This is a genomic window from Bartonella sp. A1379B, assembly GCF_002022485.1.
In the GTDB taxonomy this organism is placed as follows: Bacteria; Pseudomonadota; Alphaproteobacteria; order Rhizobiales; family Rhizobiaceae; genus Bartonella; species Bartonella rochalimae.
Window position 1 is genome coordinate 1,224,642 of the sequence record NZ_CP019780.1, and the last position, 13,021, is coordinate 1,237,662.

Genomic DNA, 13,021 nt, shown 5'->3' on the forward strand with positions numbered 1-13,021 from the left:
GACAAAGCACAGAGACTGCCTCTACCCCAGATGCTACAGTATCCTCTGAAAAGAAGTTTCACATTCCCAAATAGCCCACAACACAGAGAGGCCGGCACAGATTCTAGAACAGCAAATGCCCCCGCACACCTCTCCATATAGACAAAGCACAGAGACTGCCTCTGCCCCAGATGCCACAGTGTCCTCTGAACAAAAGTTCCATACTCCCAAATAGCCCACAACACAGAGAGGACAACACAGATTCTAGAAGGAGCAAATACTCTAGAATATATTCAGTCATCATCTTCAATAGGATCATTTACCGCAAAATTAGGAGCAGTTATTGCAGCTTTATGGAGCCCTACAAGACCAATTTTAGTATATCCAGCACTTCGGATTTGATTAAGGAGATCCACAACAGCTCCATAATCGATTTCGCTATCTGCTCGAATAAAAATCTTTGTTTCGAAATTACGTTGCGTTTTCTGTAACAAAAGATCAATCAACTCTGTTTTGCTGGTGTGATTTTTTCCAATATAAAGAGCATGATCCTTTTTCAAGGTAATATAAATGGGCTCATCGGTCTGAGCAACAATAGGGGTTTGCGTAAGAGTAGGCAACTGAACAGGAAGAACAGACGTTGCTAAAGGCGCAGCGACCATAAAAACAATCAACAGCACTAAGATGACGTCAATGAAAGGCGTTATATTAATCTCACTATGGAGGCCTTCTTCATTGTTTTCCCAATTATCATATTGATCTATTTTCATGGCTGAGCTGATAATTTTTATTCTGTTGTTGTCTATCGAATTCACGACTTATAAGTCTTTCGATTGCCGCTGCGATATCGGCTAAATCATTTCGATATCCATTCAAAAAACGTATAAAACCATTATAGAGAATAACAGCAGGAATTGCGACAAAGAGCCCTATAGCTGTTGCCAGCAAAGCTTCAGCAATTCCAGGTGCGACGACATCCAACCGTGTTGTTTGGGATTTTGCGATTCCAATAAAGGCATTCATGATCCCCCACACGGTTGCAAAAAGACCAACAAAGGGCGCCACAGATCCAATCGTCGCGAGAACGGCACTTCCGCAAGCGATACGCCGCATTGCAGCAAACAAGGAGCGTGATAAAAGCGAATGAACACGTTCTTTCACTCCATCGATATTTCCACAAGAAAGGATATCATAAGGAAAAACTTCGCTTTGGTTTTGATGCAAATCTTTGGATTTCATAAGACAAAGCTGTTGAGACGACAGACGTATTTCTTTGAGAACTTCTTCCAAAAAGAAGACAGAAGTTCCTTTAATCTTTTGAAAGCTTGCTATGAGTTCTGCAAATGTTTGAGCATCATTCGTTAATTGAAAGACGCGCCGTGCTTTATATTTTGCAACAGTGAATTCAACAATTTTAAAAAAAGCAATGGTCCAGGAAAGAAGAGAAGCCAACAATAAAGCGATAATAACAGCTTGCACAACCCAATCAGCAGCCATAAACATTGAAAAAGGAGAGAAATCATGCATGGGTAATGCATTTGTATTGTTTTCTAAAGGAACTGTATGAGATGTCATATTCTATTCAAAATCCTTATATTTAAATTTTTATTCCCCCTTTATACTTCCCGACTCTTCTTTATATTCGCTTTTTAAAGGTATAAATTTGCAAAAAACAAGTCAATCATTCTTTATTACTTACGATTAATCTTTTTTATCATCAAGAAGATTTTTTTAAGATGTTATTTATATTTCTTTTTTTCTAACTTATAAAGAAAATCTCACATTATTAGGACCGATTACATCAGTCTATTTATCGAAGATGTCCCTTGTTTTTGTAGAGCACTCTTCTTTACAATGTTGTAAAAAGCAAATCCCCCCATTTTTGTTAGAATTGTCATCTAAAAAAACTGTTCCTTAATAGATCAGGGAACCAAGAAGATTTTATGACGTTACAAAGCATGACGAGGAAATTTTTATTTCAGTCAAATGATATCAATACTATGTGCAACATCAGTCAATAGAAAGAACAATGACTATGGCAAATAATAAAGCAAACAACAAAACAGAGACAGAAAAAAAACTAAAGAAACAATTGGATCAATTACGCAATGAAATTGCAAGCATCACCTCGACCGTCAGTGACTTTAGTTCCAACAAAATGAACGAAGCAAAAAACAAAGCCGAACAACTTTACAGTTCAGCGAAAGAAAATAGTGAGGAACTCTTATCACAAGCGAAAAGCAAGTACAGTGATTTAGAAAAAACAGTCAATCAACAAGTTCGAGAGCATCCTGGCAAAGCGCTTCTCATTGCAACAGGCATTGGTTTTATTCTTTCTCACTTATTGCGCCGTTAACCAATGTATAAAATGATTACTCCCCTTTTGAACCACCTTGTTGGTGGAGGAATCCAAAGTACTGTGAAGAAGATTCAAATCCAAACATTTTGCTATGGAATTATTGGACTTGCATTATTTATAGCTCTTATCTTTTTATGCATCATAGGTTTTCTCGCATTCTGTTTGGTGATGTCTCCTCTTGCGGCAGCAAGTACATTATTTTTGATTTGGCTTTTTATCGCAGGACTTAGCGCTGTTCTTTGCAAGCTTTTAAAATCGTATCATCGTCGCGATCACCAGAAGCAGTGGGAAAAACAGCGTCATGAGCTTATAACAGCTTCAGCCCTTTCCAGTCTTACGCTCCTGAACAAACATTTACCTCTTGTTAAATTAGGAGGACCTCTTCTTGGGTTTATCACTTATTTTCTTTTGAAAAAAAATAAAAAAGACCACCCCTAGAAATAGGGGGAGAGTCTCATGCATCTAAAAGAGGTTTGCTCTTCACCAAAAACTCTCTTCGAGAAGCTTTCTTTTCAAGGTAAAGCTTTTAAAAAGACCTCTTATTTTCAGAAGAACGCACCCTGTAATGACTTTCATATTGTTTATAACGAGAGTTAAACGCATCCAACAAATATAATATTTTCCTCATTCCCATGACACATTCTCTTCTGCTTGATCTCACAAAGCAAATTTGCCCACAAGCACATCACTGCTTTTGATCCATCAATTTCTTCAAAGACAGCAAGAGAATAATCTTCACCTCAAAATATCTGTTTCTCTTATGGAGTCTTCTCAACGATTTCTCATATCCAATGCCTATAAAAGAAAGCATTTATATTGAGTGATTATTGTCATCTCTTCCCTTTGCTGATCATAAGAACCGAATTGATAGAACAACTATAGCTGCTCTTCATCCTGTAAAAAGAGTGAGAGATTTCTTTCCACAAAAGAAAAAAAGAAGAAGTTTTCCCTTCCTCTTATATAAATTTAGGGAATCAAACAGAGAAATTCACAGCAACAAACACTGGGAAGCCGATCATTTTCTCAAAAGTTGTCCGCTATTTTATACACTTATGCCTGAATGCTATCATACTGGACAAGAACAGTGCTAATCTCTGCAACACCATCTTCAATGACTTTTTGATCATCTCCTTCAGCCATAACGCGAATGAAGGGTTCAGTTCCAGAGGGCCGAATTACCAACCGGACTTCTTTTCCTAAACGTTTCTGGACTTGATCAATTGCAGTTTTGACTTTAGAGTTCTGTAAGATCTTTTTATTTTTAATGGATATATTTTTTAAAATCTGTGGAACAGTTTCAAAACGCTGACATAACTGGCTCATAGGAATCTGACTTTCCTGCATACAAGCGAGAATTTGCAAGGCAGCGACCAATCCATCACCAGTCGTTCCAAAATCACTTAAGACAATATGCCCAGAAGACTCCCCACCCACATTGTATCCTTTTTGACGCATAGCATCTACAACGTAGCGATCTCCGACATTTGTACGAATGAGTTCCAATCCTTTGTTGTTTAAGAAACGCTCAAGCCCCAAATTTGACATAATCGATGCAACAACTCCATTTCTCTGCAACCGTTCGGTTTTATACCAATGCTCAGCAATAACAGCAATGATTTGATCCCCATCGATAGTTTGCGCTTTTTCATCAACCATGATCACCCGATCACCATCGCCATCAAGAGCAATTCCGACATCGGCACGCACTTCATGTACTTTCCTTTTTAAAGAGGTGAGATCGGTTGATCCGCATTTCTGGTTAATATTAAGACCTGTTGGCTCATTATTAATCGCAAAGACTTCTGCTCCTAATTCCCATAATGCCCGTGGCGCTGCTTTATAAGTAGCACCATTGGCACAATCGACAACAATACGCAAAGAATCCAGTCGTACATCACGTGGCAAAGTTCGTTTAGCATATTCTATATAGCGATAAATATCCCCTTCCACACGTTTAGCACGACCGATTTCTGAAGCTTCTGCTAAAGAATGTACAAGATCTTTCTCAACCAATTGTTCAATTTTGATTTCTATTTCATCGGAAAGTTTAAAACCATCGGGACCAAAAAGTTTAATACCATTGTCATAAAAAGGATTATGGGAAGCGGAAATCATCACGCCTAAATCAGCCCGTAAGGAACGGCATAACATAGCAACAGCAGGGGTTGGCACCGGTCCTAATAAGAAAGCATCCATTCCAGCAGCGGTCAATCCTGAAACCAAAGCATTTTCTAACATATACCCAGATAAACGTGTGTCTTTTCCAATAACCACACGATGTGACTGTTCTTTTGTGCGAAATAAAACACCCACGGCCATTCCTATTTTCATGGCAAAATCTGGTGTCATAGGAAAAAGATTGGCTTTCCCTCGAATTCCATCTGTACCGAAATATTTTCGTGCCATTTTTTTTCCTTTTACATATCCGTTTCTCTGACAGCCCCCACATACTGCATTTATTATGTTTTGATTATTTTTCTCAATTTTGCACAAACCCCGAGTCTCTTGATGCATAGATCAGTTGAAATCACCCTCTGATCTATCATTTTCTCACCTCACTTTTGCACTTGAAGAGTTATAGTTTTAAGCCCACCATTCTCAACTTTTTGAACAAACTCAGAAGAAGAAGGAAATCTCTTATTAAGACAATATTTTCCCATCCTCCTCAGAAGAGGATATAGAACACACTGCTCAGAGTTCTATACTCTCCGTCAATAATTTTATCTTTCAAGAATCTTAATTTTTGTCCAGCTTTTACTGCACCCTCCTTTGCAAGACCTCTCTTTTTTCTGAATTGATTTTTTAAATCCCACCTTCGCACCTTTCACCCTCCTAGACACTATCCTTTCTGCCCTTAAAATCCTCTAAAGAATTTTAATAGATTTTTGTGTTGATAACGCACAGAGCTATTAAGGATAATAGGTTTTAGTTAAGCATCATTAGCAGGAGTTTGTTTTTTCTTTCGTTCAGAAGTCTGAGACTTTTCTGACGTTTTTTCTTTACTTCTGGAAACATCTCCTGTTTCAGCTTTATCAGATTTATTGGTCTCGGTTTTATTTTTTGTGCTTCGTGATTTTGTTTCAGCATCACTAGCCTCACCCTCGTGATTGGAACTGTCTTTTTCAAGATGAGACGTATCGTGTTTTCCTTTTTTCCCCGTTTTAGGCACAACAGAGGTTCGCGGATTCTGATCTTCACTTGCTTGTGCACGAACAGGAGGTTTGCCCTGAATGATATTATTAATTTCTTGACCTGTTAAGGTTTCATATTCCAACAAACCTTGAGCAATAGCCCACCACTGTTTCTTTTTTTCTTTCAAAATTTTTGTTGCACTTTTGTAAGCATCATCAATCAGCTTACGGACCTCAGCATCGATCATACGGGCTGTCTCTTCAGAGATATTTTGTGTTCTTGCTACGGAATGACCTAAAAAAACCTCATCTTGATTATCACCATAAGCAACATTTCCGAGAATATCGGAAAATCCCCATCGTGTGATCATTGCTCTGGCCAACTTTGTTGCTTGTTCAATATCAGAAGCTGCTCCAGAGGTGATATTTTCTTTTCCAAATTTCAATTCTTCGGCAACCCTTCCCCCCATCATGATAGCCAAACGTGAAATCATCCACCGATAGCTCATAGAATAACGGTCCCCTTCTGGCAATTGCATGACCATACCCAGAGCCCTTCCTCTTGGTACAATTGTTGCTTTATGAACAGGGTCAGCAACGGGAACACTCAAAGCGACAATCGCATGTCCTGCTTCGTGGTAAGCTGTCAGTTCTTTTTCCTCTTGTGTCATAGCAGTTGAACGCCGTTCAGCCCCCATCATCACTTTATCTTTGGCATCTTCGAACTCTTGCATTGTGACCACTCTTTTATTCCGGCTTGCAGCCATTAAAGCAGCTTCATTGACAAGATTCATTAAATCAGCTCCGGAAAATCCCGGCGTTCCTCTTGCTAATATTTTCAGATCAACATTAGGAGCCAGAGGCACATTCCGCACATGAACTTTTAAGATTTGTTCCCGTCCAGATACATCGGGATTGGGCACAACAACTTGTCGATCGAAACGTCCAGGTCTTAATAAAGCAGGATCGAGAACATCAGGACGATTTGTTGCAGCAATTAAAATAATGCTTTCATTGGGTTCAAATCCATCCATTTCAACCAACAGCTGATTTAATGTTTGTTCGCGTTCATCATTTCCTCCGCCCAATCCTGCACCACGATGACGGCCTACAGCATCAATTTCATCGATAAAGATAATACAAGGAGCATTTTTTTTGGCTTGTTCAAACATATCACGAACACGGCTTGCTCCAACTCCGACGAACATTTCTACAAAATCGGATCCAGAAATGGTAAAAAAGGGCACATTCGCTTCCCCTGCAACAGAACGAGCAAGCAAAGTTTTCCCCGTTCCTGGAGGTCCTACGAGCAAAACGCCCCGTGGAATACGTCCACCTAAGCGTTGAAATTTTTGTGGTTCCCGCAAAAAATCAACAATTTCTTGTAAATCCTGCTTAGCCTCTTCAACACCAGCAACATCTTGAAAAGTGACTCTTCCATGAGCTTCTGTCAGCAATTTTGCTTTTGATTTCCCAAAACCCATCGCACCGCGTGATCCATTTTGCATTTGTCGCATAAAGAAAACCCACGCGCCCACGATAATAATAACAGGAAGCAACGAAAATAATAAATTAAGAAAGATATTATTCCCAGAATTTTCTGGAATTGCTTTAACATTGACTTTTTTGTTTTCCAATTTTTGCACCAACCCTGGATCTCTTGGTGCATAGGTTGAAACCACCCTCTGATCTGTCGTTTTTCCTACTAATTTTTGCCCTTGAATAGTGACAGTTTTAAGCTCGCCATTCTCAACTTTTTGTAAAAACTCAGAATAGGATACTTCGCCATTTCCAGAACGCTGACTGTCTCCATTAAAAAGAGAAAACAACACGATTAAAACAACGGCGATGATCCCCCAAATCAAGAGGGAACGATAATTGGAATTCATATTAAGCCCATTTATTTAAATAGAGTTTCTTAAGAGTCGTGTTCAACATATAATCTTGTTTCTTCCTTGCCAAGATATAAGAGCTATTTATTCTGTTTTAAAATGATTTTTCTTCATCCTTTTTCCCCTTTTTTCTGTAAATTTTCATTTTTTATTCATGATTAAAATTAAAAAAAGGTCCTACAACACTGACAATCGCTGCATCCTCCTGTGATAATAACCAATGAAATGGTGCCATAATTCGTTTTATTATAATATTGTGTTGACAATAAAAATGAGGTGTTAATTCTGGAATATCAACCCCCTTTTCATGAGAAATCATCACCAACGATTGCAAAGAGGGGAAATGAGGGGATTCGAGATCACTTTTTCCTTGATCGAGAGAAGCTTTCAGATGAAGCAAATCCGCAGGCCCCACACGTATGGCTGACGTATCATGATTGATAATTTGATAGCGCTGATCCCATATAAAGATTTCTCCCGGAGCAATCATTGCTTCTTGAATATGACGTGCTTCGCGCCATATAGCAATTCCTTTTCGGCTATATTCAATAACCGCCCCAGCTAGAGTAAACCGTTTTTTTTCTGGGTCATGCAAAGATAATTTTTGGTCCAGAACGGCTAATTTTTGAGAAGACAGCAAATACGAACTTCCCCCCATGAGAACAATAAAAAGCCCGACAACAAAGGGAAAAGCATGATGTTTCTGTAAAAAGGAAGGAGGTTGTCCGATAAAACAGCGCCCATACTCCACAGTAATATCCAAGGCTAAGATCAAATCTGCAACTTTTTGCGCTTGAACCCGACGTTGCAATGCAGCTTTATGAACCTTTTGAGCAATTTCCGTCAGCTTTTTTTGATGAAGAACATGACGCACACGCACACGTTCAAATTTTAAATCCTCATTTGTTGGATCATCAATCCATTTTGATCCCTGCAAAGATAAATAAGCACGCAGCGTTTTACGCCTTACCCCAAGTAACGGCCGAATCAAACGTACTTTGCCATACAACAAAGCTTCCCTTGGCATACAAGATAAACCGCGCTCATATCTTTCTTCATTATTTTCAGCAGATCTTTTTTGACTCTTTTCCTTTAAGATCTGCATTTCTTCATTTGCAGATTCCCTCTCTTTTCCCCTCTCTTCCCAAAGTATTTCTGGAATTTCTTGTTGTGCACCGTCTGTTTTCTTTTGACTTCGTTGAACACGCATTTGGTAAGTTTCAGCCTGATCATTGAGCGTATGCCCTGTCATAATCAGTGTTGCACCTTGTTTTTGTGCTTCTTTGAACAGTAAATCATACCGTGCAATCCGCGCTTTTTCGCTTATTTGTGTCCTCGGCTTTTTACCTTCCCACCGTACAACGATATGCTTTATCTGCAAGGCATGGCAAATCTTTGCAACACTTTCTGCTTCATACGCTGATTCCTCACGTAATTGATGATCAATGGTTACAACAATCACCTCTGGAGCAAGAGGCACTGTTTTTAAATGCTCTTTGACCAAAAACAATAAAGCTAACGAATCGCCTCCTCCAGAAACCCCTAAAATCAATTTCTGACAATGAGCAAAGTCTGTTTTTTTAAAAAGATTTTTTGCTAATTTAATAGACACTGAGAACGACTGCACTCCTCATTTAAAGCACGGACAAAAACACCTCTAATATTTTAGTCTCTTTTGATTTATCTTTAAGTTATCACAAACTTTACTCTTTTGATCAATCCATTATACACTGAATTAAAATCGGCAAAATCGCAAAACTATAAAGTATTTTTATCTTTCCAACTCTTCATAAAAGAGGATAGCGCTTCATAAAACTCTTTTTATCACTCTACAGCTTCAGCTGCATGTCTTCAAGAATTGATGATCAAAACACTTAATAAATGGCGTAAAAATTCTTGCATCCACACAATAAAGAAAACCTTCGATCACAGCAAATATGATACAGTATATGCCCCTCACAGCATTGTAGAAAAAATGCACCTCTTTGCTTGAGTGCTCCTTCCTATGATTGCTCTGCGTTATATCCTCTAGACAATCATTACAGGGATTATAATTGGCTGCCGCATCAACCTTCTTTACAGTTTTCACCCATCCATCTCTGGAGAAGCGCAATACACAAAGGAATTATGGATCAAATAAAGCACTCTTGCTTCTTAATCAAAAACCGCATCATCTTTCATCCCCTTCCGCATCAACCTTCTTTACAGTTTCCCTCATCCATCTCTTGAGAAACTCAATACACAAAGGAATTATGGATCAAATAAAGCACTCTTGCTTCTTGATCAAAAACCGCATTATCTTTCATCCCCTTCCGCATCAACCTTCTTTACAGTTTCCCTCATCCATCTCTTGAGAAACTCAATACACAAAGGAATTATGGATTAAATAAAGCGCTCTTGCTTCTTAATCAAAAATCGCTTTTCTCTCTGTATTACACTGTTATATGTAAACACAGTTTGACACTTTTCGATTTTAAAAAGCATAGAATATTTTTCTTTCTGACGGAAAAAGGAAGAAAAGAATTTTTTAAATATTCTACAAAAAAGCCCATAAACGAAGCCAAAATGAGAAGAAAATTCTCCACTCTGTTGTTCCCTTTCTGTTTTTTGCCTCTATCTTCTTTTCTTTTTATCCCTTCTCGGCATTTCATTCCTTTACCCAAACTACTGACGGGTCTCTTTCAACCCTTTATTTGTTAATAACTTCCCGTATTATTAATGACCAAAACGGCACGCCGATTTTGGTTCCAACAAGAGATGTTATCACAAACTGCTACAGGTCTTTCTTTTCCGTAAGAGATCGTATTCATTCGTTGGGAAGAGACACCCAAAGAAATGAGGTGATCACGCACCGCAACAGCACGGCGTTGTCCAAGAGCTAAATTGTACTCACGTGTTCCGCGTTCATCGGCATGCCCCTCAATCGTAATAGAATAGTGCGGATAACGGAGCAACCATTCTGCTTGACGGGCTAAAATATATTCAGCATCCGATTCAATAGAAGAGGAATCCAAACTAAAAAAAACACGATCCCCAACATTAACAGTGAAGTCTTGTGACAAACCCGCCTGTGCATTATTATACCCAGACTGACCGAGAGAATTTGTTGCATCAATACTTTTTTTGCCACAACCGATCAAAGTTAATAACAAACAAAGAACTACCGCAAGTGGGTAGCGAACAATATTTCGAAAAGAGTTCATAAACCAGTTCTCCTTAATTTTTAGCATCATCATGAACAGAAAGAAATGAGATGACCACGCACCGCAATAGTACAGTATTATCTAAGAGCTAAATTGTATGCACATATTTCGCATTCATCAGCATGACCTTCAATCATAACAGAAGAGTACGGATAGCAACACGATCCCCAACATTAACAGTGAAGTCTTATGACAAATCCGCCTGGACACTCTTGTAACCAGAATGACCGGAAGAGTTTTCTGCACCCATATCTTGTCTCGTACAACCGATCAAAGTTAATAACAAACAAAAAACTATCGCAAGTGGATAGCGAACAATATTTCGAAGAGAGTTCATAAACAGATGCTTTTCTTTTCACAATCTTTCCGAAAATAAAAGTTTATCCTCTTTTATTTTCTCTTTTTTCTCCCCTCTTCCCACGTTTTCAGTGAATGTTTCGCCTCCTTTTCTTTCTAAAATGCTTTTTTTCAGTTTATCTAAGATTTTCTGCCTCATTTATACAGCTTTGCTTATTATTCTTGCTCTTCCTCTTGAGATTTTGTTTGCAGAGCGTTGAGTTTAGCAAACACAGTATCAGCATCGAGATTTTTGTCAAAAGTTTTTTCAAGTTCACTCTCATCAAGAGTAACATTTTCTGTCACCGATGTAGGGAGTAAAGTTTTGTCTCCCTCTATAGGGAGAGGAAGATTTTTTGCTGCTCGTTGCAATTCAAAATCCAAATCAATTTGCGAACATAACCCTAATCCTACCGGATCAAGAGGAACTAAATTATTACTGTTCCAATGGGTTCTATTACGAATTTGCTCGATCGTTCCTTTGGTTGTGCCAATCAATCGAGCGATTTGCACATCTTTTAATTCAGGATGATTGAGAATCAACCATAAGACACCATTCGGACGATCTTGACGTCGAGACAAAGGAATATAGCGTGCCCCTTTGCGTTTAACTTGAGGAACGCGCACTTTTGATTCAGAAATTTTCAATCGCGCTGTTGCATCTGCTTCAACACGTGCAATTTCACTCCGTGTTAACTGACCAGAACTAATAGGATCCAAACCTCTAATTCCGTGTGCAGCTTCACCATCAGCGATTGCTTTGACCTCCAACACATGCAATTGACAAAACTCCGCAATCTGATCAAAAGAAAGTGCTGTATTATCGACTAACCAAACAGCTGTTGCTTTAGGCATCAAAAGTTGCGTTGACATATTTATTATATCCTTTTATCGACCTCTTTTTGAGGCAAGTTATTGCCCACTCTGAAACTTTGGAGCGCTATGACCTTTCATCATAGAAGACTTTCACCCCTTCTAATAAGTCACTTAATGACTATGAAATCACGATCTTTATACCCTGATTTTTGCCCCACGACAAGAGATCTCTCTTATAACAATCATAATCAGAATGTCTTTACCTTTGAGGAGAATTTTTTTATAAAGGTTTTCTTTATTCTCTTTCATTCTTTTTATGATACATTTATTCTTCAAAGAGGAAATGTTTGATCATCCAAACAAAAAGGTAAGCCATGGCAGGCCATTCACAATTTAAAAATATTATGCACCGTAAAGGACGCCAAGATGCAATGCGTTCAAAAATATTTTCCAAACTTGCACGTGAAATTACGGTTGCAGCCAAACAAGGCTCTCCTGACCCAACAATGAATCCACGTTTAAGACTCGCGGTTCAAAATGCAAAAGCACAATCAATGCCGAAAGATAATATTGAACGCGCGATTAAAAAAGCTTCAGGGAGTGATGTCGAAAATTATGATGAAGTCCGCTATGAAGGATATGGTCCCGGCGGTGTGGCTGTTATTGTTGAAGCCTTAACCGATAACCGAAATCGTACGGCTTCAAATGTCCGTGCTGCTTTTACAAAATCAGGAGGCGCCTTAGGAGAAACAGGTTCCGTTAGCTTTATGTTTAATCGCATTGGTGAAATTATTTATAAATTTGAATCTGGCACCGCAGACACTATTATGGAAGCAGCCATTGAAGCAGGAGCTGAAGACGTACAATCGGAAGAAGAAGGAGGCCACCATATTTTCTGTGCCTTTGAGGATATCGGTGAAGTTTCGAAAATTCTTGAAACCACACTTGGCGAAGCAGAATCTATCAAAACCATTTGGAAAGCAACCACCCTAGCACCCATTGATGAAGAAAAAGCGCTTTCTGTTTTACGTTTAATTGCAACCTTAGAAGAAGATGACGATGTGCAGAATGTTTATGCCAATTTTGACGTTAGTGATGAAATTTTAGCAAAATTGTCGGCATAATCTTTTATTCCGTTCCTTATTGACGGAAATTTCATAGGCAAAACAAAAGAACGAAAAGGAAAAAAGAAGCAAACACCCTGTTTGAAAAAGAATCTTCACTCGTTAAGGAAGGATTTTTATTTGACCTCTTTATCTTTAAATGCAGAGAGGCTTTTTTCTTTTATTTTCTAAAAACAGCATT

11 protein-coding genes are annotated in these 13,021 nt (G+C 38.6%); 3 read left to right on the forward strand and 8 right to left on the reverse strand.

The features are described from left to right. Window positions 1-272 precede the first annotated feature (272 nt). Both BA1379B_RS05340 and BA1379B_RS05345 read right to left on the reverse strand, forming a co-directional pair. Entirely contained in the window at window positions 273-749 is a 477-nt protein-coding gene (locus BA1379B_RS05340; protein ID WP_078688886.1) for a biopolymer transporter ExbD, read from the reverse strand. Further along, a complete protein-coding gene (locus BA1379B_RS05345; protein WP_035006575.1) occupies window positions 730-1,554 on the reverse strand; it encodes a MotA/TolQ/ExbB proton channel family protein in 825 nt (274 codons plus the stop codon). The genes BA1379B_RS05340 and BA1379B_RS05345 overlap by 20 nt, the downstream gene beginning before the upstream one ends. Before the next feature lie 460 nt (window positions 1,555-2,014). Here BA1379B_RS05345 and BA1379B_RS05350 point away from each other — a divergent pair, with 460 nt between their 5' ends. After that, window positions 2,015-2,335, forward strand: a complete 321-nt coding sequence (locus BA1379B_RS05350; protein ID WP_078692471.1) for a DUF883 family protein — start codon at window positions 2,015-2,017, stop codon at window positions 2,333-2,335. Between the two features lie 3 nt (window positions 2,336-2,338). Beyond that, on the forward strand, window positions 2,339-2,776 hold the full coding sequence (locus BA1379B_RS05355) for a phage holin family protein (RefSeq protein WP_035006573.1): 438 nt from the start codon (window positions 2,339-2,341) through the stop codon (window positions 2,774-2,776). Window positions 2,777-3,388: 612 nt separating this feature from the next. Here the strand turns inward: BA1379B_RS05355 and glmM are convergent. The 6 genes from glmM to BA1379B_RS05385 all read right to left on the reverse strand — a co-directional run bounded on the left by glmM (window position 3,389) and on the right by BA1379B_RS05385 (window position 11,773). Then, window positions 3,389-4,744, reverse strand: a complete 1,356-nt coding sequence (gene glmM, locus BA1379B_RS05360; RefSeq protein ID WP_078673995.1) for a phosphoglucosamine mutase — start codon at window positions 4,742-4,744, stop codon at window positions 3,389-3,391. A 523-nt stretch (window positions 4,745-5,267) separates the two neighbouring features. After that, window positions 5,268-7,358, reverse strand: a complete 2,091-nt coding sequence (gene ftsH, locus BA1379B_RS05365) for an ATP-dependent zinc metalloprotease FtsH (protein ID WP_078673996.1) — start codon at window positions 7,356-7,358, stop codon at window positions 5,268-5,270. 151 nt (window positions 7,359-7,509) lie between these two features. Then, entirely contained in the window at window positions 7,510-8,973 is a 1,464-nt protein-coding gene (tilS, locus tag BA1379B_RS05370; protein WP_078673997.1) for a tRNA lysidine(34) synthetase TilS, read from the reverse strand. Window positions 8,974-10,057: 1,084 nt separating this feature from the next. Further along, window positions 10,058-10,564: a peptidoglycan-associated lipoprotein Pal gene (pal, locus tag BA1379B_RS05380; RefSeq protein WP_078692473.1), complete on the reverse strand. Its 507-nt coding sequence runs from the start codon at window positions 10,562-10,564 to the stop codon at window positions 10,058-10,060. 187 nt (window positions 10,565-10,751) lie between these two features. Next, window positions 10,752-10,901 (reverse strand): hypothetical protein, encoded by a 150-nt coding sequence (locus tag BA1379B_RS06745; RefSeq protein ID WP_153574816.1) that lies wholly within the window; start codon window positions 10,899-10,901, stop codon window positions 10,752-10,754. Window positions 10,902-11,077: 176 nt separating this feature from the next. Continuing rightward, window positions 11,078-11,773 (reverse strand): DUF1013 domain-containing protein, encoded by a 696-nt coding sequence (locus tag BA1379B_RS05385; protein ID WP_035006563.1) that lies wholly within the window; start codon window positions 11,771-11,773, stop codon window positions 11,078-11,080. Between the two features lie 317 nt (window positions 11,774-12,090). Here BA1379B_RS05385 and BA1379B_RS05390 point away from each other — a divergent pair, with 317 nt between their 5' ends. Continuing rightward, window positions 12,091-12,840 (forward strand): YebC/PmpR family DNA-binding transcriptional regulator, encoded by a 750-nt coding sequence (locus BA1379B_RS05390; protein ID WP_035006562.1) that lies wholly within the window; start codon window positions 12,091-12,093, stop codon window positions 12,838-12,840. The last annotated feature ends 181 nt before the right edge of the window (window positions 12,841-13,021 follow it).

What these genes read in the sequence shown, in the direction of transcription:
- pal (WP_078692473.1), bottom strand. Translation starts at nt 10,564, where the DNA reads ATGAACTCTTTTCGAAATATTGTTCGCTACCCACTTGCGGTAGTTCTT.
- BA1379B_RS05345 (WP_035006575.1), bottom strand. Translation starts at nt 1,554, where the DNA reads ATGACATCTCATACAGTTCCTTTAGAAAACAATACAAATGCATTACCC.
- BA1379B_RS06745 (WP_153574816.1), bottom strand. Translation starts at nt 10,901, where the DNA reads ATGAACTCTCTTCGAAATATTGTTCGCTATCCACTTGCGATAGTTTTT.
- BA1379B_RS05385 (WP_035006563.1), bottom strand. Translation starts at nt 11,773, where the DNA reads ATGTCAACGCAACTTTTGATGCCTAAAGCAACAGCTGTTTGGTTAGTC.
- BA1379B_RS05390 (WP_035006562.1), top strand. Translation starts at nt 12,091, where the DNA reads ATGGCAGGCCATTCACAATTTAAAAATATTATGCACCGTAAAGGACGC.
- BA1379B_RS05355 (WP_035006573.1), top strand. Translation starts at nt 2,339, where the DNA reads ATGTATAAAATGATTACTCCCCTTTTGAACCACCTTGTTGGTGGAGGA.
- ftsH (WP_078673996.1), bottom strand. Translation starts at nt 7,358, where the DNA reads ATGAATTCCAATTATCGTTCCCTCTTGATTTGGGGGATCATCGCCGTT.
- BA1379B_RS05340 (WP_078688886.1), bottom strand. Translation starts at nt 749, where the DNA reads ATGAAAATAGATCAATATGATAATTGGGAAAACAATGAAGAAGGCCTC.
- BA1379B_RS05350 (WP_078692471.1), top strand. Translation starts at nt 2,015, where the DNA reads ATGGCAAATAATAAAGCAAACAACAAAACAGAGACAGAAAAAAAACTA.
- glmM (WP_078673995.1), bottom strand. Translation starts at nt 4,744, where the DNA reads ATGGCACGAAAATATTTCGGTACAGATGGAATTCGAGGGAAAGCCAAT.